Raw genomic sequence first — 24,357 nt, 5'->3', positions numbered from 1 at the left:
GAGCCGTTCCCCGGCGCCGTGGCGGCCGGGGAACGGACGGGTCAAGCCAGGGTCACCACGGCCCGGGACATGCCCAGGACCTTCTGGCCCGCGCTCATGGCCGTCAGGTCAACCCGTACCCGGTTGTCCTCCAGCTTGGCCGCGACCTTGCCCGTGACCTCGATCAGCGCGCCCTCGTCGTCGTTCGGCACGACCACCGGCTTCGTGAACCGCACGCCGTACTCCACGACCGCGCCCGGGTCGCCGACCCAGTCGGTGACGACGCGGATCGCCTCGGCCATCGTGAACATGCCGTGCGCGATCACGTCCGGCAGCCCGACCCCCTTGGCGAACCTCTCGTTCCAGTGGATCGGGTTGAAGTCGCCCGAGGCGCCCGCGTACCGCACCAGCGTGGCGCGCGTCACCGGGAAGGACGCCGCCGGCAGCTCCGTGCCGACCTCGACGTCGGCGTAGTTGATCTGCGCAGTCATCTCAGGCCTCCTCGGGGGCGCGGGAGACGAGCTTCGTCCACGCCGTCACCACGTGCTCGCCGGTCTCGTCGTGGACCTCGCCGCGGATGTCGATGATGTCGTTGCCCGCCATCGACTTCACGGCTTCGATGGTGGAGGTGACCGACAGGCGGTCACCGGCCCGCACGGGCCGCGAATAGGCGAACTTCTGGTCGCCGTGCACGACGCGGCTGTAGTCCAGACCCAGCTGCGGGTCCTCCACTACCTGGCCCGCCGCCGCGAATGTGATCGCAAACACGAAAGTCGGCGGAGCGATCACATCGAGGTGGCCGAACGCCTTGGCGGCATCGGGGTCGGTGTAGACGGGATTCGCGTCACCCACCGCCACCGCGAATTCGCGGATCTTCTCCCGGCCGACCTCGTACGGATCGGTGGGCGGGTAGCTCCGCCCGACGAAGGACTGGTCGAGCGCCATGGCTCCCTACCTCCTGTTGAAAAAGACGGTCACATCAGGAAAACGATCAGGGAACCGATCACAAAACGATCAGGGAGCCGATCGTGGAAACGACACGAGGCCGCCCCCCGATGAAGGGGACGACCTCATGACGGTGCCTGTATTCGAGACTTCGCTAGGGTCAGCGGGTCTCGCGGTGCGCGGTGTGCGAGTTGCAGCGCGGGCAGTGCTTCTTCATCTCCATGCGGTCCGGGTTGTTACGCCGGTTCTTCTTGGTGATGTAGTTCCGCTCCTTGCACTCCACGCAGGCCAGCGTGATCTTCGGGCGGACGTCGGTGGCAGCCACGTGAGTGCTCCTTGACGGACTATGGGACGGATGAACGCATAAAAGAGTAGCCGATCGGGAGACCGACCCCGCAATCGGCTACTGTGGGTAGCGGCGACCGGACTTGAACCGGTGACACAGCGATTATGAGCCGCTTGCTCTACCGACTGAGCTACGCCGCTTTGATGTGATCAGCTCCCCACCCGAGGGCGGGGAACCTCTCTCACCAGAGCCCCAATGCGGAATCGAACCGCAGACCTTCTCCTTACCATGGAGACGCTCTACCGACTGAGCTATTGGGGCGAGCGATGAAGACATTACACGGTTGCCCGCCCATCGCCCAAATCCTTTGCGGGGACTGGCCTCCGAGGGGGTCGCCGAGACTTTCCCGATCAGGGCGCAGGCGGCCCCGGAGCCGATTTCGGGTCAGATTGTGGCCGGGCTCACAAAACTGACACCCCGCGCGGCGCTCCCGGGCCCGCACGAGAGGGCACGCGTCGAACCCGTACGGCAGGCGCACGCGGGCGCCTGCACGCTGCGGCGCACGGGCACCACACCGGTACGACTATTGCGCTCCTCCGTGAACGGGAGAGCCCTGCACCCTAGGCTCTGAGCACGCTGCGTGATCTTGGGCCGCGGGCAGCGGCCACACGGCCCAGGAACCGCCCGAGCCACCGCAGGAGCGCGATGTCCGACAGCCAGCCGCAGCAGCCGTCCCCCTTCCCGCCGGGCGGCCGTGGCGAGGGCGGCGGCCACGGGCCGCAGCGCCCGGCCGGCAACGCGAACGCGGCCGCCGCCGAATCCTCCACCCTCCTGCTCGTCGGGGCCCGCCTCACGGACGGCCGTACGGTCGACGTCCGGCTCGGCGGCGGCCGGATCCAGGCCGTCGGCACCGCGGGCAGCCTGCCCTCCCCCGCGCTCAACCGGGTGGACCTCAGCGGCTACCTGCTGCTGCCCGCCCCCGCCGAGCCGCACGCCCACGGGGACACCGCCCTGACCGCCGACGGCGAGGGGCCCGTCTCGTACACGCCCGACGAGGTGCAGCGGCGGGCCACCGAGGCCGCCCTGCTCCAGCTCGGGCACGGCGCCACGGCGGTGCGCTCCCACGTCCGGATCGGCGACGTCCACGGCCTCGGCCCCATGGAGGCCGTGCTCCAGGCCCGCCGCTCCCTGCGGGGGCTCGCCGACCTGACCGCCGTCGCCGTGCCCCGCCTGCTGACCGGCGCGGCCGGGGGGGACGGGCTCGCCATGCTGCGGGACGCGGTGAAGATGGGCGCCTCCGTCATCGGCGGCTGCCCGGACCTGGACCCCGACCCGACGGGCTTCCTCGAAGCCGTCCTGGAACTCGCCGCCGAGCACGGCTGCCCCGTCGACCTGCACACGGACGGTGACGATCCCGGCCGGCTGGCCCGGCTCGCGGCGATGGCGGGCGGGCTCCGGCCGGGGGTCACGATCGGCCCCTGCGGCGGGCTGTCGCGGCTCCCGCTGGACGTGGCGCACCGGGCCGCCGACCAGCTGGCCGCGGCCGGCGTACGGGTGACCTGCCTGCCCCAGGGCGACTGTGCGGCCCTGGAGCGGCGCGGCCTGCGGACCGCGCCCGTACGGCTGCTGCGTGCCGCCGGGGTGCGGGTCGCGGCCGGCAGCGGGGCGCTGCGGGACGCCGGGAACCCGGTCGGGCGCGGCGACCCGCTGGAGGCGGCGTACCTGTTGGCGTCCCAGGGCGGGCTGCGGGCGGGCGAGGCCTACGCGTCGGTGAGTGCCTGCGCCCGCGAGGCCATGGGGCTGCCGGAGGTCCGGGTCGAGGCCGGTTTCCCGGCGGAGCTGCTCGCCGTGCGCGGGGACCGGATCGCGGGCGTGCTGTCCCTGGCCTACAGCCGGATCGTGATCCACCGCGGCCGGGTGGTAGCCCGGACGAGTGCCGTACGGGAGTACTGCGACTCGGCGGTCGCGGTGGCCCTGGACCTGCCCCGGCAGGGCCGTACGGAGCCCGGTCCCTGAACGTCCGCCGGCCCGTCGGCGGTGACCTTCGCGGGCGCGGGCGCCCGGCTCGTCGTACGGTCGGGGCATGCGCATCGTCATCGCGGGTGGACACGGTCAGATCGCTCTGCGGCTGGAGCAGCTCCTCGCCGCGCGCGGGTACGAGGTCGCCGGCATCATCCGCGACCGGGCGCAGGGCGACGACCTGCGGGAGTCGGGCGCCGAACCGGTGCTCTGCGACCTGGAGTCGGCTTCGGTCGAGCACGTGGCGGGCATCCTGCAGGGCGCGGACGTGGCGGTGTTCGCTGCCGGGGCCGGCCCGGGCAGCGGCGCGGGCCGCAAGGACACCGTGGACCGGGGTGCGGCGGTGCTGTTCGCCGACGCGGCCGAACGGGCGCGGGTGCGGCGCTTCCTGATGGTCTCTTCGATGGGCGCGGACGCGCACCACGAGGGCGATGACGTCTTCGACGTCTACCTGCGGGCTAAGGGCGCGGCGGACGAGCACGTACGGACGCGGCTGGGCCTGGAGTGGACGGTCCTGCGGCCCGGCTCGCTCACCGACGACCCCGGGACGGGGCACGTGCGGCTGGAGGCGCGGACGGGCCGCGGACCGGTGACGCGCGACGACGTGGCGGCCGTGCTGGCGGAGCTGGTCGAGACCCCGGCGACGGCCGGACTGACGCTGGAGCTGATCGGGGGGTCGACGCCGGTCGCGGTGGCCGTCAAGGACGTCGCGGGCAACTGAGGGACGGCTGAGCGACGGTTGTGGGGCGGCTGGGGAGCAGCTGAGGAGCCCTCAGAACTCGGCGGTCACCTTGTCGTCGGAACGGCCGACGGAGTCCTGCTGGTACTGCTTCTCGTAGGCCTGCCGGATCCGCTCGATGCGCGCGCTGCGCTCGTCGGCCTCCTTCTCCGGGTAGAGCAGGACCACCTCGTACGAGGTCTCGCGGATGACCTTGCCGGCCCGCTGCCACTGGCCGCGCCCGTCCAGGAGCGTGAGGCCCTCGGGGAAGGCGGGTGTGATCTCGCGGTCCAGGAACCGCATGAACTCCTGCTCCGCGACGGGGGTCCGGCCGCCGGGGCGTTCGGTGCCGAAATAGAGGGTGGTCTCCTGGTAGGGCGCGCCCACGTGGCTGTGCAGTGCCGCGCCGACCAGAGCCGGGATGCCGGCTCCGAGGAGGGCGAGGAGCACGCCGCCGCCGACCTTCCCGCGCGTGTCAGAAATGAGGTTCACGTCCGGAGAACGAACAGCGGACCGGGACGATGCGGCCGGTCACCGGCCCCCCGCCGAACGGCGGTATGCGAGAAGACCCCCGTACGGCGCTTCCGCAGTACGGGGGTCTCACATCGCGTGGCGGCGCCAGGGTTCGAACCTGGGTAGGCTGAGCCGGCAGATTTACAGTCTGCTCCCTTTGGCCACTCGGGCACACCGCCAAGAGGTGCTGCCATTTTTTCCGCCTCGCGGCGGCGCTCCCTGGCAACGACGTAAACGATACCTGATGACCGGGGGTGCTTCACCACCGGATTGATCAGCCCTGCGAGTGGGCGCGGTGGCTAGGCTTTGCGGAGCGGTCCGGGGATGTCCGGCCGCGCCCTCCGGGGCAATGACAGCCGACTTCAAGGAGCCACAGCACATGGCCGACTCCAGTTTCGACATCGTCTCGAAGGTCGAGCGGCAGGAGGTCGACAACGCCCTCAACCAGGCCGCCAAGGAACTCTCGCAGCGCTACGACTTCAAGGGCACCGGCGCCACCATCGCCTGGTCCGGCGAGAAGATCCTGATGGAGGCGAACTCCGAGGAGCGCGTCAAGGCCGTCCTGGACGTGTTCGAGACCAAGCTGGTCAAGCGCGGGATCTCGCTGAAGGCGCTCGACGCCGGCGAGCCGCAGCTGTCCGGCAAGGAGTACAAGATCTTCGCCTCCATCGAGGAGGGCATCTCCCAGGAGAACGCCAAGAAGGTCGCGAAGATCATCCGGGACGAGGGCCCCAAGGGCGTCAAGGCCCAGGTGCAGGGCGAGGAGCTGCGCGTCAGCTCCAAGAGCCGTGACGACCTGCAGGCCATCCAGGCGCTGCTCAAGGGCAAGGACCTGGACTTCGCGATCCAGTTCGTGAACTACCGCTGATCGCGGTCTGCCACCTGCCGTCCGGCGGCCCGGCGGTCCTCTCCAGGACCGCCGGGCCGCGGCTGTTTCCGGGGGCGTGCGGGACATGGGCCCGGCGTGCGCGGCGCATGCGCCTCAATGGCTCCCGATGACCACTTGGGCAGCGCTACGCGCGCCCACCACCCTGGGGACACCCGTCACCGCGGGTCAGGGGAGGTTCTCGGATGTCCGGTCTCGACACGTTTCGCGAAGACTTCGGGGCTTCCGTCGTCGTCGCGCTCGTCGCACTGCCGCTCTGCGTGGGCGTGGCCGTCGCCTCCGGTGTGCCGGCCGAGCTCGGCATCGTCACCGGTGTGGTGGGCGGGCTGATCACCGGCTGGTTCCGGGGCAGCTCGCTCCAGGTGAGCGGGCCGGCCGCCGGTCTCACCGTGCTCGTCTACGAAGCGGTGCACACGCACGGGGCGCGCGCGCTCGGTGTCCTGGTCCTGGCCGCCGGGGTGCTCCAGCTGGCCATGGGAGCGCTGCGGCTCGGTCGATGGTTCCGGGCGATCTCCGTGGCCGTCGTGCACGGGATGCTCGCCGGGATCGGCCTCGTCCTGATCGCGGGGCAGCTGTACGCCATGGGCGGGGTACCGGCCCCCGGCGGCACGCTGGAGAAGCTGGCCGCGGTGCCGTCGCTCGCCGGACAGGCCGATTGGGCGGCCGTCGCGCTCGGGGCCGGAACCATCGCCGTCGTCGTGGCCTGGCGCCGGATGCCGGCCCGGATGCGGCTCGTACCCGGAGCGCTCGTCGGGGTGGCGGCCGCCACCCTCGTGTCCGTGCTGCTGCGGCTGCCCGTCGACAAGGTGACGGTGACCGGCGTGCTGGGGGCCGTGACCCCGCCCGGCTGGAGGGACTTCGGGTTGCTCGCCTCGGCCGGCGCCCTCGGAACCGTGGTCGCCCTGACCCTGATCGCCTCGGCCGAGACGCTGTTCAGCGCGGCCGCCGTCGACCGGATGCACGACGGGCCGAAGACCCACTACGACCGGGAGCTCATGGCCCAGGGCGTCGGCAACACCGTGTGCGGACTGCTCGGTGCGCTGCCGATGACGGCCGTCATCGTGCGCAGCGCCGCCAACGTGGAAGCCGGGGCCCGCACCCGGGCGTCCCGGGTGCTGCACGGCGGCTGGCTGCTGTTGTTCGCCGTCGCGCTCCCCCAACTGCTCCAAGTGGTGCCGCTCGCCGCACTGGCCGGGGTGCTGCTGCACGCCGGATGGAAACTGCTGCCGGCGCGGGCCGTCGCCGGCCTGTGGCGCTCACACCGGGGCGAGGCGGTGGTGCTGGTGGCTACGGCGGGCGCGATCGTGGCCACCAACCTCTTCGAGGGCGTGCTGGTCGGGCTGGGACTCGCCGTGGTCAAGGCGGCTTGGGAGACCTCCCACGTGCACATCGAGGAGGTGTGGGAGGGCGAGGAGCTCCGCGTGCAGGTCATGGGGAGCGCCAGCTTCCTGCGGCTGCCGAAACTGCTGGACGACCTTGACGCACTGCCGGCCGGACAGCCCGTGCGCCTCGACCTGAGCGGGCTGCGCCACCTGGACCACGCCTGCCTGACGGCCCTTCACGGCTGGGAGCAGAACCGGACCCCGTTGGCCGGTCGCGAGGGCGTCATCTAGGGCGGTTACCCTCCGCCCGTGAACACAGGGCTGAAGCGGACACTGGGCGTCTTCGACGCGGTCGTCGTCGGGCTGGGCGCCATGGTCGGGGCCGGCATCTTCGCCGCGCTCGCCCCGGCGGCGGGCGCCGCGGGACCGGCGGGCGGCGCGCTGCTCACCGCCCTCGCGGTGGCGGCCCTGATCGCCTACTGCAACGCGTGGTCCTCGGCGCGGCTGGCCGCCCGGTACCCGGCCTCCGGGGGGACCTACGTGTACGGGCGGGAACGGCTCGGCCCGTTCTGGGGGTACCTGGCCGGCTGGGGTTTCGTCATCGGCAAGACCGCCTCGTGCGCGGCGATGGCGCTCACCGTGGGGGCGTACGTGTGGCCCGGGCAGCAGCGGGCCCTGGCCGTCGCGGCGGTGGTGGCGCTGACTGCCGCGAGCTACGGCGGCGTGCAGAAGTCCGCCCGGATCGCCCGGCTGATCGTGGCGGCGGTACTGGCCGTGCTGGCCGGGGTCGTGGTGGTGTGCCTGACGTCCGGCGCGGCGGACGCGGGCCGGCTCGGCGGTCCGGCCGGGGGCGGCGCGGGCGGCCTGCTCCAGGCGGCCGGGCTGCTGTTCTTCGCCTTCGCGGGGTACGCACGGATCACCACCCTGGGCGAGGAGGTGCGTGATCCGGAGCGCACGATCCCGCGGGCGGTGCCCCTCGCCCTGGGGATCGCCCTGTTCGTGTACGCCGCGGTGGCGGTGGCGGCGCTGTCGGTGCTGGGGGCCGACGCCCTGGCGGCTTCGACGGCCCCGCTGGCCGACGCGGTACGGGCGGCGGGCCGGCCCGGACTGACCCCCGTGGTCCGGGCCGGGGCGGCCCTGGCGGCGCTGGGCTCGCTGCTGGCCCTGGTGCTCGGGGTGTCGCGGACCACCCTGGCGATGGCCCGGGACGGCCATCTCCCCCGCGCGCTGGCCGCCGTACACCCCCGGCACCAGGTGCCGCACCGTGCGGAGCTCGCTGTGGGTGCGGTGGTCGCGGTGCTCGCGGCGACCACCGATCTGCGGGGCGCGATCGGCTTCTCCTCCTTCGGAGTGTTGGCCTACTACGCGATCGCGAACGCTTCCGCGTGGACTCTCGATTCAGGTGTCAAGGGCCGGGCCGTGGCAGCGGTCGGGCTGTCCGGCTGTGTCGTGCTGGCCTGCGCGCTGCCTCCCGCGTCGGCGGTCGCGGGGGCTGCGGTGCTGGCCGTGGGTGCGCTGGTCTACGCCCTGCGCGAGCGGGTCACACGCGGGACCTGAAGTCGGTCCAGGGCGCCAGGTCCAGGTCGTACTCCTCCCCCGCGGCGGAGTCCTCGCAGTACCAGGCGCTGCCGTCGAGCCAGCCGCGCAGCCAGTCGGCCAGGCTCGGGGCGTCGATGAACCAGGCGAGGTCCGGTTCGCCCAGGGTCGGGTCGAACAGCAGGACTTGGGCGGTCTCGGACCGGCAGTCGACGCACACGTACGTCCCGCAGCCCCAGTGGGCGATCGGCAGCACGCCGCCGGGCCATTTCCATCCGGACCCGCGCATCGCCCGGTAGGTGGCGACGGCGTCCTCCAGGGGCATCAGCCCGCCCTCCGGGCCGAACCCGCCGTCCGCGACACGGGTGTGGAGACCGGCGAGCAGCGGCGGCAGCTCGAAGCCGAGTATGAGCGCGGCGCGGGCCGGCTCCGCGGCGTCCAACGGCGCCGGCAGGGGCTTCGCGGGCCCGTCCGCACCGCTGCGCGCACGGGTGGCGACTTGCTCCAGCAACTGCTCGGTCTCGTTCATGCGTTCATGGTGACCCACGCCACTGACAATCGCCCTGACCTGTGCCGAAGCGCGCCCGAGCCGCCGTCAGCCGCCCGTCTCCCGCGGCCCCTTGCCGGTGTCCTCGCGCGCCGAGTCGTACCCGATGAAGTACGTGGGGCGGCGCTGTACGGCGGTGTAGATCCGGCCGATGTACTCGCCGAGCAGGCCGACGCAGATCAGCTGCACCCCGCCGAGGAAGAGCATGGCGACGAACAGCGAGGTCCAGCCGGGCACGGTCTTGCCGACCAGGAAGACCACCAAGGTCACGGCGATCATGACGAGGCACGCCACGAAGCTGATGACGCCGAGCCAGGTCGCGATCCGCAGCGGGGCGGCCGAGAAGTTGGTGATGCCGTCCACGGCGAGGCGGATCATCTTGCTCAGCGGGTACTTGGTCTCGCCCGCCACACGCTCGGCCCGCCGGTACGTGACCTGCCCGCTCGGGAAGCCGAGCCAGGGCACCAGCAGCCGGTAGACCTGCTGCTGGTCGGGCAGGGCCTTGAGGGCCTCCACGGCCTCGCGGCTGAGCAGCCGGAAGTCCCCGGCCTGCGCGGGCACCTGCTTGCCGACCATGCGCCGCATGAGCCAGTAGTAGGCGGCGGCGGTGCGCCGCTTGAAGCCGGTGTCGGTGCTGCGGTCGGAGCGGACGCCGTAGACGATGTCGAGGTTCTCGGACCGGGCGAGGTCCAGCATCTCCGGTATTTTCTCCGGCGGGTCCTGGAGGTCGGCGTCGATGCTGGCCACGTACGCCCCGACCGCGCTGTGCAGCCCGGCGCGCAGGGCGGCCTGGTGGCCAGAGTTGCCGCGCAGCCGCACGATGCGGAGCTCGGGCCAGTCCGTGCGGAACTTCTCCAGGAGTTCGGCGGTCCGGTCGGTGCTGCCGTCGTCGACGGCGAGCACCTCGTACCCGACGCCGGTGTCGTCGAGCACCGGGCGCAGGCGGCTCACCAGGGCGGGGAGCGCCTCTTCCTCGTTGTACATCGGCACGATGACCGACAGGGTCGTGGCCGTGCTCGCAGCCGACACTGACTCTCCCTGCACGTGAGTTGTTCGCCGCCCGGCGGTCTGCCGGGGCCTACCGGGACGCGAACGGCGCGTCGGTCGGGACGATCTCACGGCCCAGCGGGAGCAGCGACAGCGGGACCATCTTGAAGTTGGCGATGCCGAACGGAATGCCGATGATCGTCACGCAGAGGGCGAGGCCGGTGACGATGTGGCCGATGGCCAGCCACCAGCCCGCCAGGACCAGCCACAGGACGTTGCCGATGCAGGACGCCGCGCCCGCGTCCCGACGCTCGATCGTGGTGTAGCCGAAGGGCCAGAGGGCGTAGACGGCGATGCGGAAGGCCGCGATGCCGAACGGGATGCCGATGATGGTGATGCACAGGAGCACGCCCGCGAGGCAGTAGCCCAGGAACAGCCAGATGCCGCTGAGGACGAGCCAAATGATGTTGAGGATGGTCTTCACTGGCTACGTCCTGCCATCTGTTCGAGCCGGGCGATGCGCTCGGCCATCGGAGGGTGCGTCGAGAACATCTTAGAAAGGCCCTGACCCGGGCGGAACGGATTGGCGATCATCATGTGGCTCGCGGTCTCCAGTCGGGGCTCGGGGGGCAGCGGGAGCTGCTTGACGCCGGCGTCCAGCTTGCGCAGGGCGCTGGCCAGGGCGAGCGGGTCGCCGGTGAGCTGGGCGCCGGACGCGTCCGCCTCGTACTCGCGCGAGCGGCTGATGGCCAGCTGGATCACGGAGGCGGCCAGCGGGCCCAGGATCATGATCAGCAGCATGCCGAGGATTCCGGGCCCCTCGTCGTCGTTGGACCGGCCGACCGGGATCAGCCAGGCGAAGTTCACCAGGAACATGATCACGGAGGCGAGGGCTCCGGCGACGGAGGAGATCAGGATGTCGCGGTTGTAGACGTGGCTCAGTTCGTGGCCGATCACCCCGCGCAGCTCACGCTCGTCGAGTATGCGCAGGATGCCCTCGGTGCAGCAGACGGCGGCGTTGCGCGGGTTGCGACCGGTGGCGAAGGCGTTCGGCGCCTCGGTCGGCGAGATGTAGAGCTGGGGCATGGGCTGGCGCGCGGACGTGGAGAGCTCGCGCACCATGCGGTAGAGCTGCGGGGCCTCGAACTCGCTGACCGGGCGGGCGCGCATCGCGCGTAGAGCCAGCTTGTCGCTGTTCCAGTAGGCGTACGCGTTCGTCCCGAGGGCGACGAGGACGGCGATGATCAGGCCGCCCCGCCCGAAGAAGCTTCCGATGAGGATGATGAGTGCGGACAGCCCGCCGAGGAGTACGGCGGTCTTCAGCCCGTTGTGCCGGCGGTGCACGGTACGCCCTCCAAGTGGTGCGGCAGGGGGACCCGCGTCCAGGATCTGTGGATCTGAGGGTCTACGGTCCAGTGGACCCTTCCTTCACGGTCAACGCGAGGTGGGGGCTTCTGGTTCCCAGGGCGTGCCGTGCCCGCCGCCCGGGCGGGCGGGGCGGCGGGCGTACGGCGGGCGTTCGGCCGTGCGGGTCACGGCGTGCGGGCTACTGCGGGAACAGGCTGCCCGAGGCGAAGCGCAGGACCAGCTGCGGGGCTCCCGAGAGGACCACGGCGGTGACGGCCGTGAGGGCGATCGCGGCGGTGACCGGCCACGGGGCCTTCGTACGGGTCTCGGCGGCGACCTCCGGGGCGCGGAAGAGCAGTGCCGTCCAGCGCAGGTAGTAGTACAGGGCGATGACGACGTTGACCGCCATGACCACGGCCAGCCAGCCAAGGCCCGCGTCGACCGCGGAGCGGAAGACGGTGACCTTGGCGAAGAGACCGATGAGGCCCGGCGGCAGGCCGGCCAGGCAGAGCAAGAAGAAGGCCAGCGAGAGGGCGGCGGCGGGGCGCTGCGCGTACAGGCCGCGGTAGTCGCTGATCCGGTTCAGCGGCTTCGTGCGGGCGACCAGGGCGGCCACGGCGAAGGCGCCGAGGTTCACGGCGCCGTACATGAGGGCGTACGCGACGGTGGAGCCGATCTGGTCGCGCCCGGAGTACGCGGCGGCGGCGATCGGGACGAGCAGGTAGCCGGCCTGGCCGACGGAGGACCAGGCGAGCAGCCGTACGGCGCTGTTCGGCCGGTCCGCGCGCTGGCGCAGGGCGGCGGTGTTGCCGAGCGTCATGGTGAGCGCGGCGAGGACGGCGAGGGCCGGGCCCCAGATGTCGGAGTACGCGGGGAAGACGATCACCGTGACGAGGATGAGGCCGGTGAAACCGACGGCCTTGCCGATCACGGAGAGGTAGCCCGCGATGGGCAGCGGCGCGCCGACGTAGGTGTCCGGGACCCAGAAGTGGAAGGGGACGGCGGCGGTCTTGAAGGCGAAGCCGACGAGGGTCAGCGCGACCCCGGCCATGGCGAGGGTGTCGAGCTGCCCGGGTACGTCTTCGAGCCGGTCGGCGACCTGCGTGAAGTGCAGGGAGCCGGTGACGGCGTAGACGAAGCTGATGCCCATCAGCGACACGGCGGTGGCGGTGACGGAGGACAGGAAGAACTTGAGCGCGGCCTCGGAGGAGAGGCGGTCGCCGCGGCGCATGCCGACGAGGGCGAAGGCGGGCAGCGAGGCGACTTCGAGGGCGACGATCAGGGTGGCGAGGTCGCGGGAGGCGGGCAGCAGGGCCGCGCCGGCGGCGGAGGACAGCAGCAGGAACCAGTACTCACCGGCCGGAACGTGCGCGTCGCGGACGGTGGTGACCGACAGCAGGGCGGTGATCAGGGCGCCGGCCAGCACCAGGAACTGGATGACGAGCGCGAAGTGGTCGGCGGTGTAGCTGCACGCCCCGGGGTCGGTGGTGAGGCAGAAGGTGGCGCGGTCGCCGGCGCGCAGCGGCAGCAGGAAGACGGTCGCGACGGCGAGGCCGGCCACGGAGAGCCAGCCGAGCAGCGGCTTGCGCCGCTCCGGCAGGAAGAGGTCGGCGACCAGGACGACCAGGGCGACGGCGGCGGGGAGGACCACGGGGGTGATCGCGAGCCAGTCGACGCTCTGGACGAGGCTCGCGGCCTCGGTGGCCGGGGCCGCGGGCAGGGCGGAGGCCGTCAGGGCCGTCATGCGTTGCCTCCTGCGAGGAGCTTCTGGACGGCCGGGTCGGTGAGGCCGAGGAGGACAGCGGGCCACAGGCCGGCGAGGACGGTCAGCGCCGCGAGCGGGGTCCAGGCGGCGAACTCGTAGCGCTGGATGTCCGCGAGTTCGAGCGCGGGCCCGGACTCGGGCCGGGCCTTGGGGTCGCCCATGCAGACGCGGCGTACGACGATCAGCAGGTAGGCGGCGGTGAGCAGGGTGCCGAACGCGCCGAAGGCCATGTACGTGAGGAAGGCGGGCCGGGACAGGCCCTGCGCCGGTTCGAACGCGCCGAACAGGGCCAGCATCTCGCCCCAGAACCCGGCGAGGCCGGGCAGGCCGAGGGAGGCGACGGCGGCGAAGGCGAGGAGGGCGCCGAGCCGGGGGGCGCGGCCGTAGAGGGCGGCGCCGGTGGCTCCGGCGAGGGTGTCGAGGTCGGCGGTGCCGTAGCGGTCCTTGAGGGCGCCGACCAGGAAGAAGAGGAGGCCGGTGATCAGGCCGTGGGCGATGTTGGCGAACAGCGCGCCGTTGACGCCGGTGGGGGTCATCGAGGCGATGCCGAGCAGGACGAAGCCCATGTGGCCGACGGAGGAGTAGGCGATGAGGCGCTTGAGGTCGCCCTTGTTGCCCTTGCGGGCGAGCGAGAGGCAGGCGAGGGACCCGTAGACGATGCCGATGGCGGCGAAGGCGCCCAGGTAGGGGGCGAAGGTCGCCATGCCGCTGGGGGTGACGGGGAGCAGGATGCGGACGAACCCGTAGGTGCCCATCTTGAGCAGGACGCCGGCCAGCAGGACGGATCCGACGGTGGGGGCGGCCGTGTGGGCGTCGGGCAGCCAGCTGTGCAGCGGCCACATCGGGGTCTTCACCGCGAGCCCGATGCCGATGGCGAGGACGGCCAGGAGCTGGGTGGTGTGGGTCAGTTCGCGGCCGTTGTCAGAGGCCAGTGTCACCATGTCGAAGGTGCCGCTGTTCAGTCCGATCAGCAGCAGTCCGAGCAGCATGACCACGGACCCGAGGAGGGTGTAGAGGATGAACTTCCAGGCGGCGGCCTGCCGCTGAGCACCGCCCCAGCGGGCGATGAGGAAGTACATCGGGATGAGGACCATCTCGAAGGCGAGGAAGAACAGCAGCAGGTCGAGTACGGCGAAGGTCGCGAGGGTGCCGGATTCGAGGACGAGGAGCAGCGCGACGAAGGCCTTCGGGGAGGGGCCTTCTGGGAGCTTGAAGTAGCTGTAGAGCGCGCAGAGGAAGAACAGCAGCGCGGTCATCAGGAGGAGGGGGAGCGAGATGCCGTCGATGCCGAGGTGGATCCGGACGTTCAGCGCCTGGATCCAGTTGATGTCCGTGGTCGCCTGGAAGCGGGCCGGGGTGTCCCGGTCGAAGCCCAGGGCGAGGGCGATGGCCGCGGCCAGGATCGCGCCGGTGACGGTCACGCCGTGGCGCAGCACGGCCTGTGCGGGGCTCTTGCCCTTGAGTCCGGGCGGGGGCGGCAGGAGGGCCGCGACGGCGCCGAGGAGCGGTGCGGCCACGACGAACGCCAGAAGGAACTGCATCACGGACGGGCTGATATCAATCACGGCTGACTCACGGCTCACGATCCGGCGTTGACGTTGGCGAGGACGGCGGTGGCGATCGCCAGGACCACGGCGCCGGCGAGCAGGGCGCTCAGGTAGCTCTGCACGTTGCCGGTCTGGGCCCGGCGTACGAGGCTGCCGAGCAGCCGGGGGCCGGCGCCCGCGCCGCGGACGTACGTGTCCACGACCTCGCGGTCGAGGAAGCGGACGAGGCTCGCGGCGCCGCGGACGGGGCGGACGAACAGCCGGTCGTAGACGGCGTCGAGGTGGAAGCCGTCGGCCGCGTGGCGGTGCAGCGGGCCGAGCAGAGCCCGGCCGGGGTCGGGGGCTGCGCCGGCCGGGACGGCGGGGTGGTCGTGGGTGACCTCGGCGACCTCGGGGGTCTCGGCTGCGGACTCCGCGACGGCTGCGGCCACTGATCCGCCGGCTCCGTAGCCGACCGCGGCGGCCTTGGCCGTGGCCCGCTGCCACAGGGCGTAGGTCAGTACCGCGCCGACGGCGGCGGCTCCCGTGCCGAGGACGGAGGTGGTCAGTGTCGGGGTGAGTGCGTTGCCGTCGAACCAGTCGGCGATCGGGCCGGCGGTGAGGCCGAGGCCGATGGACGGGATCGCGAGCAGCCAGAGCACGCCGGTCATGGCGACGGGCTCCTTGCCGTGGTCGGGGGCGGCGGCGCCCCGGCCGCGGAAGGCCATCAGCCAGAGCCGGGTGGCGTAGGCGGCAGTGAGCAGGGCGGTCAGCACCCCGGCGACGAGGACGAGCCAGCCGGCGGCGCTGGGAGCGGACTGCGAGTGTCCGGCGGCGGCGTGCTCGGCGGCGACGAGGACGGCTTCCTTGGAGAAGAAGCCGGCGAAGGGCGGGATCGCGGCGAGCGCGAGCAGCGCGATCGTCATGGTCCAGAAGGCGTCGGGCACGCGCTTGGCCAGGCCGTCCATCCGGGACATGGCGGCCAGGGAGTTCGTCCCGGCGGCGTGGATGATCACGCCCGCACCGAGGAACAGGAGCGCCTTGAAGGCGCCGTGGGAGATGAGGTGGAAGACGGCGGCCCCGCGGTCGCCGACGGCCAGCGCCCCGATCATGTAGCCGAGCTGGCCGATCGTGGAGTAGGCGAGGACGCGCTTGATGTCGTCCTGGGCCAGGGCGGCGAGGCCGGAGCCGATCATCGTGACGGCCGCCATGACGGCCATGACCACCAGTGCGGCCGCGGAGGCCGTGAAGACCGGGAGGAGGCGGGCGATGAAGTAGACACCGGCGGCGACCATCGTCGCGGCGTGGATCAGTGCGGAGACCGGGGTGGGGCCCGCCATGGCGTCCGGGAGCCAGGTGTGCAGCGGGAACTGCGCGGACTTGCCCGCGACTCCGGCGAGCAGCAGGAGCGCGATCAGCGTGGGGTGGTCGAGGCCGCCCGCGGCGACGGCGCCCAGGATCTTGGGGATCTCGAAGGAGTCGGCGTCGATGGCGAGCGCGAACAGGCCGATCAGGAAGGGGACGTCGCCGAGCTTGGTGACGAGGAAGGCCTTGAGGGAGGCGGAGCGGGCCGCCTCGGTCTCCCAGTAGTGGCCGACGAGGAAGTACGAGCAGATGCCCATGACCTCCCAGCCGACCAGCAGCACCATCAGGTCGCCGGAGTAGACGACGAGCAGCATGGCGGAGGTGAACAGCGAGACGAGAGCGGCGTACGACGGGTAGCGCGGGTCCTCACGGAGGTACGCCGTGGAGTAGAGCTGTACGCAGGTGGCGACGACGCCGACCAGGACGGCGGCCAGCGCGGCGAAGCCGTTCAGGTAGAGCGAGAGGTCGATCGGCACCGAGCCGGTCGGGGTCAGCTCGGTCGAGGCGACGATCGGCTTCCCGCCGCCCTGACGGAAGGCGACGAGCACGGCCAGCACGGCCGAGGCCAGCGCCGGCAGCACGGCGAGGGGCCTGACGAAGCCGGGGGCTCGGCGGCCGAACAGCAGTCCCGCCACCGCGCCCAGGAAGGGCAGGAGCGGGACGAGGACCGCGAGGGTCGTGGTGCTCACGCGGTGACCTCGCTCTGGTTGTTCGGGGCGGGCTCGTGGCCCTCGGCGGTGTCGCGCAGCCGGTCGACGTCCGACGTGCCGCGGTTGCGGTACACCATCAGCACGATCGCGAGGCCGATGCCGATCTCGGCGGCGGCGATGGCGATGGTGAAGAGGGTGAGGGCCTGGCCTGCGTGCAGGGCGTCGCGCAGCCAGACGTCGAAGGCCACCAGGTTGAGGTTGACGGCGTTGAGCATCAGCTCGACGGACATCAGGACCAGGATGGCGTTGCGGCGGGCGAGCACTCCGTACAGGCCCGTGCAGAAGAGGAGCGCCGCGAGCACGGCGGGGTAGACGAGGTGCATCAGCGCTGCTGCCCCTTCTTGTCGTCGGGCCCACCGACGGCGTCCCTGCGGGAGAGGACGATGGCGCCGATCAGGGCCGCGAGGAGGAGGACGGAGAGCGCCTCGAAGGGCAGCACCCAGTGCTGGAAGAGGATCTTGCCGATGACCTCGGTGGAACCCTGGACGGGTCCGTCGAGGTCGATCCAGGTGGTGCGGAACGCGTCGACGACGACCCAGACGAGCGCGGCGGCCGCGACGAGGGCGACGCCGAGGGCGACCCAGCGGTTGTTCGAGTCGGCGTCCGGGGAACGGCCGATGGGGGCCTTGGTGAGCATCAGCCCGAAGAGGAGGAGGACGACCACGGAGCCGAGGTAGATCAGGACCTGGACCCAGGCGATGAACTCGGCCGTCAGCAGGAGGTACTCGACGGCGATGCCGCCGAGCGCGACGACCAGCCACAGGGCGGCGTGCACGAGCTGCCTGGTGGTGACCGTGACCGCGGCCGCGCCGAGGGTGGCGAGGCCGACGAGGACGAAGGCGATCTCGACGCCGGTCGGGGACAGGAACCCGTGGCCCGTCGCCGCGGCGGCCAGGGCGGTGGCTGCGGGGGTCACGCGTCTCCCTCCGGGGTGGTGGTCGGGTCGTCGGTGCCGGGCGCGGCGGGGGCTTCGCCTGCGGCGGGCGCTTCGCCTGCGGCCTCGGCGGCGGCTGCCGCAGCGGCCGCGGCCGCGACCTCGGCCTTCTCCACGGCCTTGCGGGCGGCGGCGATCTCCTTGGGCTCCTCCGCGGCCGGGTCCAGGGCGGGCGGGGCCGGGACGGTCCACATCCACTCGCGCAGCTTGTCGCGCTCGTGGGTGAGTTCGAGGATGTCCGTCTCCGCGTACTCGAACTCCGGCGACCAGAAGAGGGCGTCGAAGGGGCACACCTCGATGCAGATGCCGCAGTACATGCAGAGGGAGAAGTCGATGGCGAAACGGTCGAGGACGTTGCGGCTGCGCTCGCGTCCGCCGGGGGTGGCGGCCGGGACCGTCTCCTTGTGGGAGTCGATGTAGATGCACCAGTCGGGGCACTCGCGGGCGCACAGCATGCAGACCGTGCAGTTCTCCTCGAACAGGCCGATGACCCCGCGGGTGCGGGGCGGGAGCTCGGGCTGCACCTCGGGGTACTGGGCGGTGTGCGCGCGCTTCGTCATCGTGCGCAGCGTGACGGCGAGGCCCTTGGCGAGGCCGGATCCGGGGACGGGCATTAGAGGATCGCCACCTTCACGATGCCGGTGAGCGCGATCTGGGCGAGCGCCAGCGGGATGAGTGTGGTCCAGGCGAGCTTCTGGAGCTGGTCCTCGCGCAGCCGGGGGTAGCTGACGCGGAGCCAGATCACGACGAACGCGAGGACCGCGGTCTTCAGGAGGGTCCAGACCCAGCCGTCGGCGAACGGCCCGTGCCAGCCGCCGAGGAACAGGACGGTGGTCAGGGCGCACAGGACGACGATGCCGGCGTACTCGGCGAGCAGGAACAGCGCGAAGCGCAGGCCGGTGTACTCGGTGTACGCGCCGAAGATGATCTCGGAGTCGGCGACGGGCATGTCGAAGGGGGGCCGCTGGAGTTCGGCGAGGCCGGCCGTGAAGAAGACGAGCGCGCCGGCGATCTGCCAGGGCAGCCACCACCAGTGGAAGGCGTCGACGATGCCGGGGAGGGACACGGTCCCGGCGGCCATCGCGACGGAGGCGGCGGCGAGCAGCATGGGGAGCTCGTACGCGAGGAGCTGAGCGGCGGTGCGCAGGCCGCCGAGCAGGGAGAACTTGTTGGCGGAGGCCCAGCCGGCCATCAGGCTGCCGAGGACGCCGACGCCCATGACGGCGAGCACGAAGAACAGCCCGGCGTCGATGACCTGGCCGACGGCGCCCTCGCCCGGGCCGATGGGGATGGCGACGAGGACGAGGAGGTACGGCAGCAGGGCGACGGCGGGTGCGAGCTGGAAGATGCGGCGGTCGGCCTCGGCCGGGACGACGTCCTCCTTCTGCGCGAACTTCACGCCGTCGGCGACGAGCTGGGCCCAGCCGTGGAAGCCGCCTGCGTACATGGGGCCGAGGCGGCCCTGCATGTGCGCCATCACCTTGTGCTCGGTCTGCCCGACGACGAGCGGGAGCACGAGGAAGACGGCGAAGACGACGATGAGTCGCAGGGCGACGTCGAGGACGTCGTTCACGCGTCGCCTCCGTTGTCGGGTTCGGGTTCGGGTTCGGGGGTGTCGCCGGGCCCGGTCTTGGGTTCCCGTTCGGGTTCCCGTTCCGGTTCCGGCTCGGGATCCCGGTCCGCGAAGGCGGGCTGGGGGTTGTGCCAGGGCGCGTCCGCGCTGCGGGGGGCGGGGCGCCTCCCCGGCGCGACGGTACGCCGCGGGCGCGCCTCGTCGGCCTCGGCCTCGGCCTCCGGCTCCGCCGACGGCACGGCCTGACTGTCCGGCCGCGGGGCCTCGGGCTCCGCACCGGGCTCCGCCGCGGGGACCGCCTGACTCGCCGAACCCTCCGACACCGAGCGGGTACGCCGGGCCGGGCGCGGGGCGGCGGCTTCGGTGTCCGGCTCCGCCGCGGGGACCGCCTGACTCGCCGAACCCTCCGACACCGAGCGGGTACGCCGGGCCGGGCGCGGGGCGGCGGCTTCGGTTTCCGCGGATTGGGTCGCGGAGCCTTCCGTCACCGAGCGGGTGCGCCGGACCGGGGCGCCCTCGCGCGGGGCGCGGGCGGTACGGGCCGGGCGGGCGGGGGCCGGCGGGAGCTGGCCCTTGAGCGGGCCCCAGTCGTTGGGGTCCGGGACGCCCGGCGGGAGCATCTGGCGGCGCTTCGGCGCATCGGGGTCGTGTGCCTCGCCCGGCTCCTTGGCTCCCGGCCAGGCCTTCGCCACGCGCGCGGCCAGGACGAAGTCCTTGCGCAGCGGGTGCCCCTCGAAGTTCTCCGGGAGGAGCAGCGGGACCAGGTGCGGGTGGTCGGTGAAGACCACGCCGAACATCTCGAACGTCTCCCGCTCGTGCCATTCCGCGCCCGCGTAGACCGCGACCGCCGACGGCAGGGACGGCGCCGAGTGCGGGACCGTCGTCCGCAGGAGCAGCCTGCGTACGCGGTGGTTTTCGAGGGACACGACGTGCGCGCAGATCCGGAAGCCGGTGCCCGGCTCGTCGACCGCGCTCAGCCAGTCGAAGTACGTGCAGCCCAGCTTGTCCCTGGCGATCTCCAGCGCCGCGATCCAGCTGCCGACCGGCACGTCGACGGTCAGGAGGTCGTACGCGTGCTCGGCCACCGCCTCCGCGCCGAAGACCGTCGCGGCGGCGTCGGGGAGGGAGTCGTAGAGGTTCATGCGCCCGCTCCCGGTGCCGGCGGGGGCGTGACCAGGCCGCTGGTGAGCTGCGTGACCGAGGGCCCCGCCCCGGTTGCGGAGGTGGCGTAGCGGTCCGCCAGCGACTCCCGGGCGATCTTCTCCTGGAGCTTGAGGATGCCCTGGAGCAGCGCCTCCGGGCGCGGCGGGCAGCCGGGGACGTAGACGTCGACGGGGATGATCTGGTCGACGCCCTTCGTCACCGAGTACGAGTCCCAGTAGGGCCCGCCGCAGTTGGAGCAGGCGCCGAAGGAGATGACGTACTTGGGCTCCGGCATCTGCTCGTACAGCCGCTTCACGGCCGGCGCCATCTTGTCCGTCACCGTGCCGGAGACGATCATCAGGTCCGCCTGGCGCGGGCCGGGGGCGAAGGGGATGACGCCGAGCCGGATGAAGTCGTGCCGGGCCATCGACGCGGCGATGAACTCGATCGCGCAGCAGGCGAGGCCGAAGTTGAAGACCCACAGGCTGTAGCGGCGGCCCCAGTTCAGGACCACCTTCATGGGCTCCGGGGCGAGCCGGGAGAGGACCCCGAGCCGCTTGGGCTCCGGGAGCAGCTGGGGCTCGGCCGACGTCCCGGCCGGTGTCACGTCCATTCGAGGACGCCCTTCTTGTACGCGTAGAGCAGGCCGACGGCCAGGAAGCCCAGGAAGATGAACATCTCCACGAGCGTCGTCGTGCCGTAGCCGGCGGCGGCGAACACGGTCGCCCACGGGAAGAGGAAGATCGAGTCGACGGCGAAGATGACGTAGAGGAACGCGTAGACGTAGTAGCGGACCTGGGTGTGCGCCCAGCCCTCGCCCACGGGGTCCACGCCGCACTCGTACGTCAGCAGCTTCTCAGGGGTCGGGACGACCGGTCTCAGCAGGCGGCCCGCGCCGAACGCGACGGCCACGAAGAGCACACCGAGGACGGCCAGCAGGCCGACGACCGAATAACTCCGGAAATAGTCCGCCGCGAGCACGGTTACGGTCGATACCGTTGGGTCGGGCACGTCCGTTCCTCGCTCCTTGGCCACTGTCGATGATCTGGTACGGACGGGAGTCTAGGCCCTGGCTCACACAGGGTGGGGTTATCCCCCGTTTACAACGGCCCGGCTACCCCATGGCATCGGCCGGGTGGAATTGGCAGGCTGGGCCGCATGACCGCGCGCATTCAAGTCTCCCACCCGGGCCCCGACAATGACCGGCCTCCTCCCGTACGACCGGCGCTGGGCGCCGTGGCGTGGAAGGAGACCGCCCATCTGCTGGGCAATCTCCCGTTCGCGCTCGTCGGGTTCGTCTACACCGTGACGATGGTGTCGGTCACGGGCGGTCTGTCGGTGACCGCGATCGGCCTCCCGCTGCTCGCAGGCGGTCTGCTCGCGTCTCGCCAGTTGGGACGGCTGGAGCGGGCGCGGGCGCGCGCGCTGCTCGGCGTACGTGTGGAGGAGCCGACTCCGCTGCCGGGGCCGCGGCGGGCCGGCGGGTTCTTCCCCTGGCTGTGGGCGGGCGTCAAGGACCCGGTGGCCTGGCGGACCGTGCTGTACGAGCTGGTGCGGCTGCCGTGGGGGGTGCTGACCTTCACCGTGGCGCTGATCGGGCTACTGGTGCTGTGGCCGGTACTGCCCTACGTGGTGCGCTGGCTCTCGAACGTGGACCGGCTGATGGTACGGGGGCTGCTCTCGCCCTCGGACGAGCTGGAGCGGCGGATCGCGGAACTGGAATCCGACCGGGGCGTGGTGGTCGACACGGCGGCGGCCGACATGCGGCGCATCGAACGGGACCTCCACGACGGGGCCCAGGCACGGCTGGTCGCGCTGGCGATGGGGCTGGGCCTGGCCAAGGAGAAGCTGCTGGAGGACCCGGACGCGGCGGCGGCGATGGTCGACGAGGCGCACGGGGAAGTGAAGCTCGCGCTCCAGGAACTGCGGGACCTGGCGCGGGGCATCCACCCGGCGGTGCTGACGGACCGGGGTCTGGACGCGGCGCTGTCATCGGTGGCGTCGCGGTGCGTGGTGCCGGTGAAGGTGTTGGTGGACCTGCCGGAGCGGCCTGCGGCCGCCATCGAGGGGATCGCGTACTTCACGGTGTCGGAGCTGCTGCAGAACGTGAGCAAGCACGCGGGGGCGCGGGGCGCGAGCGTCGAGGTGTGGCGGACGGGGGCGGAGCCCGCGGGGCGGCTGCTGATCCGGGTGTCGGACGACGGGCGGGGCGGGGCCGACACGGAAGGCGGGTCGGGGCTGGCGGGGCTGGCGGAGCGGCTGCGGGCCGTGGACGGGGTGTTCCTGGTCGAGTCCCCCGAGGGGGAGGGAACGGTGGTGACGGCGGAGCTACCGTGGCGCTCGCGCTGAGCGCCGGCCATGGCCTGGGCTTCGGCTTCGGTCTGTGATCGGGACTCCCGTCCGGGGTGTGGGCGGACGTCCCGCCCGGGGTATGGGCGGGTCTCGTCCGGGGGGGTGCGGCTCCCGCCCAGGGTGTAGGCGGAGTCCCGCCCGGGGTGTGCGCGGCTCCCGCCCCGGGTGTAGGTGGGGCTCCCGCCCGGGGTGTGCACGGGGTCCCGACCGGGGTGGGTCCCATCCGGGGTGTGCACGGGTCGGGGTTCCGGCCGGGGTGGGGGCGGAGTCCCGCCCGGGGCATCGGCGGGGTCCCGTCCAGGGCATCGTCCGGGGCATCGGCGGGGGTCCCGCCCGGGGTATGGGCGGGGCTCCCGCCCGGGGTGTGCACGGGGTCCCGACCGGGGGTGCGCGGCTCCCGTCCAGGGCATCGTCCGGGGCATCGGCGGGGGTCCCATCCGGGGTGGGGGCGGGGTTCCGGCCGCTCCGGGGTGGGGTTATCCCCCCTGTCGAGAGGCCTACCCGCCCGATGGAATCGGCCGGGTCCGGACGGGAGGGTTGGGGTGGGTCATGGGACTGCTGAAGGGCGGGTCGGGATCATGGGTGTAGGTCGCGTGTTGCGGGCTCCGGTCGAGGGGCGGACGTGGCGGGAGTTCGGGTATCTGTTGCTCGGACTGCCGCTGAGCCTGCTGTACTTCTCGCTCGCGATCACCGGTGTCACCCTCGGCGCCGGACTGCTCGTCACCTTCCTCGGCATCCCGGTGCTGGCCGGGGTGCTCGCGATGTGCCGCGGGTTCGGGCGGGTCGAGAGGGCCCGGGCGCGCGGCCTTCTCGGGGTCGACATCGCCGAGCCGGCGCCGCCGAGGGCGAAGAAGCCGGGTCCGGTCGCCGCGATGGGGGCACTCCTGCGGAGCGGCAGCGCCTGGCGGCACGCGCTGTACTCGGTGATCCACCTTCCGTGGTCCGTGTTCGCCTTCACCCTGGCACTGGTGTTCTGGGTGTACGGGTGGGCCTTCCTGCTGTACCCGGTGTGGTTCTGGGTCTTCCCCGCCTACACCGACATGCCGGGCCTGCAGCTCTTCCAGAACGGCGACTACACCTTCTACCTCGACTCCCCCGTGGAGATCGCCCTCGCCTGCCTGGTGGGGCTGGGCTTCACCCTGGCCACGCCGTGGGTGCTGCGGGCGCTGACCACCGTAGACCGGGTGCTCGTCGGCGGGCTGCTCGGGCCTTCGCGCCTCGACCACCGGGTCACGGAGCTGGAGTCCGACCGCGGGGTCGTGGTCGACACCGCCGCCGCCGACCTGCGGCGCATCGAGCGGGACCTGCACGACGGCGCGCAGGCCCGCCTGGTGGCGCTGGCGATGGACCTGGGGCTGGCGAAGGAGAAGCTCGCCGAGGATCCCCGCGCCGCCGCCCGGATGGTGGACGAGGCGCACGGGGAGGTGAAGATCGCGCTCCAGGAGCTGCGCGACCTGGCCCGCGGGATCCACCCGGCGGTGCTGACGGACCGCGGTCTCGACGCGGCGCTGTCGTCGGTGGCCTCGCGGTGCGCGGTGCCGGTACGGGTGTCGGTGGACCTGCCGGAGCGGCCCGCGTCGGCGGTGGAGGGGATCGCGTACTTCACCGTCTCGGAGCTGCTCCAGAACATCAGCAAGCACTCCGGGGCCCGTACGGCGGGCGTGGACGTGTGGCGGTCCGGGGGGCGGCTGCTGATCCAGGTCGCGGACGACGGCCGTGGCGGAGCGAGCACCGCGGGCCCGGGAACCGGCCTGGCGGGGCTGGCCGAGCGGCTGGACGCCGTGGACGGGGTGCTGGTCGTGGATTCGCCGGCAGACGGCGGCACCACCGTCACCGCCGAGCTCCCCTGGCGTTCCCGGTAGGGCGACGCGGCCGGTCGGCCGCCGTGGGTGTCCCCCGCTCCC

25 protein-coding genes and 3 tRNA genes are annotated in these 24,357 nt (G+C 72.3%); 7 read left to right on the top strand and 21 right to left on the bottom strand.

All coding sequences use genetic code 11. From position 1 onward, the window contains the following. Positions 1-41: 41 nt before the first annotated feature. From OG974_RS24785 to OG974_RS24765, 5 genes are all read right to left on the bottom strand, one after another. Positions 42-470: a MaoC family dehydratase gene (locus OG974_RS24785; RefSeq protein WP_328763384.1), complete on the bottom strand. Its 429-nt coding sequence runs from the start codon at positions 468-470 to the stop codon at positions 42-44. A 1-nt stretch (position 471) separates the two neighbouring features. Then, positions 472-924, bottom strand: coding sequence for a MaoC family dehydratase N-terminal domain-containing protein (locus tag OG974_RS24780; RefSeq protein WP_030870124.1), 453 nt, complete (start codon positions 922-924; stop codon positions 472-474). A gap of 160 nt (positions 925-1,084) precedes the next feature. Then, positions 1,085-1,249 carry a 50S ribosomal protein L33 gene (gene rpmG, locus OG974_RS24775; RefSeq protein WP_007265873.1) on the bottom strand — a complete coding sequence of 55 codons (165 nt, stop codon included), beginning with the start codon at positions 1,247-1,249 and terminating at the stop codon, positions 1,085-1,087. Positions 1,250-1,337: 88 nt separating this feature from the next. After that, a tRNA-Met gene (locus OG974_RS24770) sits at positions 1,338-1,410 on the bottom strand. A 48-nt stretch (positions 1,411-1,458) separates the two neighbouring features. Then, positions 1,459-1,531 (bottom strand) — tRNA-Thr (locus OG974_RS24765). A gap of 384 nt (positions 1,532-1,915) precedes the next feature. Between OG974_RS24765 and OG974_RS24760 the strand changes: the two genes are divergently transcribed. After that, positions 1,916-3,226: an amidohydrolase family protein gene (locus tag OG974_RS24760; RefSeq protein WP_327284892.1), complete on the top strand. Its 1,311-nt coding sequence runs from the start codon at positions 1,916-1,918 to the stop codon at positions 3,224-3,226. A 67-nt stretch (positions 3,227-3,293) separates the two neighbouring features. After that, positions 3,294-3,950, top strand: coding sequence for an SDR family oxidoreductase (locus OG974_RS24755; protein WP_328763383.1), 657 nt, complete (start codon positions 3,294-3,296; stop codon positions 3,948-3,950). 51 nt (positions 3,951-4,001) lie between these two features. Here the strand turns inward: OG974_RS24755 and OG974_RS24750 are convergent, their stop codons facing one another. Together OG974_RS24750 and OG974_RS24745 are read right to left on the bottom strand one after the other, a co-directional pair. Continuing rightward, the gene (locus tag OG974_RS24750; RefSeq protein WP_327284890.1) at positions 4,002-4,439 is read right to left on the bottom strand and encodes a DUF3574 domain-containing protein; all 438 of its coding nucleotides are present in this window, start codon (positions 4,437-4,439) and stop codon (positions 4,002-4,004) included. A gap of 118 nt (positions 4,440-4,557) precedes the next feature. Beyond that, positions 4,558-4,639 (bottom strand) — tRNA-Tyr (locus OG974_RS24745). 200 nt (positions 4,640-4,839) lie between these two features. Here OG974_RS24745 and OG974_RS24740 point away from each other — a divergent pair. From OG974_RS24740 to OG974_RS24730, 3 genes are all read left to right on the top strand, one after another. After that, positions 4,840-5,328 carry a YajQ family cyclic di-GMP-binding protein gene (locus OG974_RS24740; RefSeq protein ID WP_030163016.1) on the top strand — a complete coding sequence of 163 codons (489 nt, stop codon included), beginning with the start codon at positions 4,840-4,842 and terminating at the stop codon, positions 5,326-5,328. A gap of 203 nt (positions 5,329-5,531) precedes the next feature. Then, positions 5,532-6,959: a SulP family inorganic anion transporter gene (locus tag OG974_RS24735; RefSeq protein WP_328763382.1), complete on the top strand. Its 1,428-nt coding sequence runs from the start codon at positions 5,532-5,534 to the stop codon at positions 6,957-6,959. Positions 6,960-6,977: 18 nt separating this feature from the next. Next, positions 6,978-8,225, top strand: coding sequence for an APC family permease (locus OG974_RS24730; RefSeq protein ID WP_327284869.1), 1,248 nt, complete (start codon positions 6,978-6,980; stop codon positions 8,223-8,225). On the opposite strand, the gene OG974_RS24725 is transcribed toward OG974_RS24730, so the two are convergent. The 14 genes from OG974_RS24725 to OG974_RS24660 form a co-directional block, all read right to left on the bottom strand. Beyond that, the gene (locus tag OG974_RS24725; protein WP_371644512.1) at positions 8,209-8,733 is read right to left on the bottom strand and encodes an SMI1/KNR4 family protein; all 525 of its coding nucleotides are present in this window, start codon (positions 8,731-8,733) and stop codon (positions 8,209-8,211) included. The genes OG974_RS24730 and OG974_RS24725 overlap by 17 nt on opposite strands. Before the next feature lie 66 nt (positions 8,734-8,799). Continuing rightward, the gene (locus tag OG974_RS24720) at positions 8,800-9,780 is read right to left on the bottom strand and encodes a glycosyltransferase family 2 protein (protein WP_328763380.1); all 981 of its coding nucleotides are present in this window, start codon (positions 9,778-9,780) and stop codon (positions 8,800-8,802) included. Positions 9,781-9,829: 49 nt separating this feature from the next. After that, a complete protein-coding gene (locus OG974_RS24715) occupies positions 9,830-10,222 on the bottom strand; it encodes a YccF domain-containing protein (protein WP_328763379.1) in 393 nt (130 codons plus the stop codon). After that, positions 10,219-11,082 carry a zinc metalloprotease HtpX gene (gene htpX, locus OG974_RS24710; RefSeq protein WP_327284866.1) on the bottom strand — a complete coding sequence of 288 codons (864 nt, stop codon included), beginning with the start codon at positions 11,080-11,082 and terminating at the stop codon, positions 10,219-10,221. Before htpX ends, OG974_RS24715 begins: the two co-directional genes overlap by 4 nt. Before the next feature lie 202 nt (positions 11,083-11,284). Beyond that, positions 11,285-12,829 carry an NADH-quinone oxidoreductase subunit N gene (locus OG974_RS24705; RefSeq protein WP_328763378.1) on the bottom strand — a complete coding sequence of 515 codons (1,545 nt, stop codon included), beginning with the start codon at positions 12,827-12,829 and terminating at the stop codon, positions 11,285-11,287. Then, positions 12,826-14,391, bottom strand: a complete 1,566-nt coding sequence (locus tag OG974_RS24700) for an NADH-quinone oxidoreductase subunit M (protein ID WP_327285742.1) — start codon at positions 14,389-14,391, stop codon at positions 12,826-12,828. The genes OG974_RS24705 and OG974_RS24700 overlap by 4 nt, the downstream gene beginning before the upstream one ends. Before the next feature lie 38 nt (positions 14,392-14,429). After that, positions 14,430-16,430: an NADH-quinone oxidoreductase subunit L gene (locus tag OG974_RS24695; RefSeq protein ID WP_371644509.1), complete on the bottom strand. Its 2,001-nt coding sequence runs from the start codon at positions 16,428-16,430 to the stop codon at positions 14,430-14,432. Next, a complete protein-coding gene (gene nuoK / locus OG974_RS24690) occupies positions 16,427-16,774 on the bottom strand; it encodes an NADH-quinone oxidoreductase subunit NuoK (RefSeq protein WP_327284863.1) in 348 nt (115 codons plus the stop codon). Before nuoK ends, OG974_RS24695 begins: the two co-directional genes overlap by 4 nt. After that, entirely contained in the window at positions 16,774-17,367 is a 594-nt protein-coding gene (locus OG974_RS24685; protein WP_327284862.1) for an NADH-quinone oxidoreductase subunit J, read from the bottom strand. Before OG974_RS24685 ends, nuoK begins: the two co-directional genes overlap by 1 nt. Further along, positions 17,364-17,999 (bottom strand): NADH-quinone oxidoreductase subunit I, encoded by a 636-nt coding sequence (locus tag OG974_RS24680; protein WP_328763377.1) that lies wholly within the window; start codon positions 17,997-17,999, stop codon positions 17,364-17,366. Before OG974_RS24680 ends, OG974_RS24685 begins: the two co-directional genes overlap by 4 nt. Then, positions 17,999-18,958, bottom strand: a complete 960-nt coding sequence (locus OG974_RS24675) for a complex I subunit 1 family protein (RefSeq protein WP_327284860.1) — start codon at positions 18,956-18,958, stop codon at positions 17,999-18,001. Before OG974_RS24675 ends, OG974_RS24680 begins: the two co-directional genes overlap by 1 nt. Beyond that, positions 18,955-20,100: an NADH-quinone oxidoreductase subunit C gene (locus tag OG974_RS24670; protein ID WP_329314300.1), complete on the bottom strand. Its 1,146-nt coding sequence runs from the start codon at positions 20,098-20,100 to the stop codon at positions 18,955-18,957. The genes OG974_RS24675 and OG974_RS24670 overlap by 4 nt, the downstream gene beginning before the upstream one ends. Then, positions 20,097-20,714, bottom strand: coding sequence for an NADH-quinone oxidoreductase subunit B family protein (locus OG974_RS24665; protein WP_327284858.1), 618 nt, complete (start codon positions 20,712-20,714; stop codon positions 20,097-20,099). Before OG974_RS24665 ends, OG974_RS24670 begins: the two co-directional genes overlap by 4 nt. Continuing rightward, entirely contained in the window at positions 20,705-21,112 is a 408-nt protein-coding gene (locus OG974_RS24660) for an NADH-quinone oxidoreductase subunit A (RefSeq protein ID WP_327284857.1), read from the bottom strand. The genes OG974_RS24665 and OG974_RS24660 overlap by 10 nt, the downstream gene beginning before the upstream one ends. Before the next feature lie 147 nt (positions 21,113-21,259). Here OG974_RS24660 and OG974_RS24655 point away from each other — a divergent pair, with 147 nt between their 5' ends. Continuing rightward, entirely contained in the window at positions 21,260-22,450 is a 1,191-nt protein-coding gene (locus OG974_RS24655; protein ID WP_328763375.1) for a sensor domain-containing protein, read from the top strand. A gap of 581 nt (positions 22,451-23,031) precedes the next feature. Then, the gene (locus OG974_RS24650) at positions 23,032-24,315 is read left to right on the top strand and encodes a sensor domain-containing protein (RefSeq protein ID WP_329314298.1); all 1,284 of its coding nucleotides are present in this window, start codon (positions 23,032-23,034) and stop codon (positions 24,313-24,315) included. The last annotated feature ends 42 nt before the right edge of the window (positions 24,316-24,357 follow it).

The organism is Streptomyces sp. NBC_00597, assembly GCF_041431095.1.
GTDB lineage: Bacteria > Actinomycetota > Actinomycetes > Streptomycetales > Streptomycetaceae > Streptomyces.
This window is presented reverse-complemented; position numbering and strand designations above follow the sequence as displayed.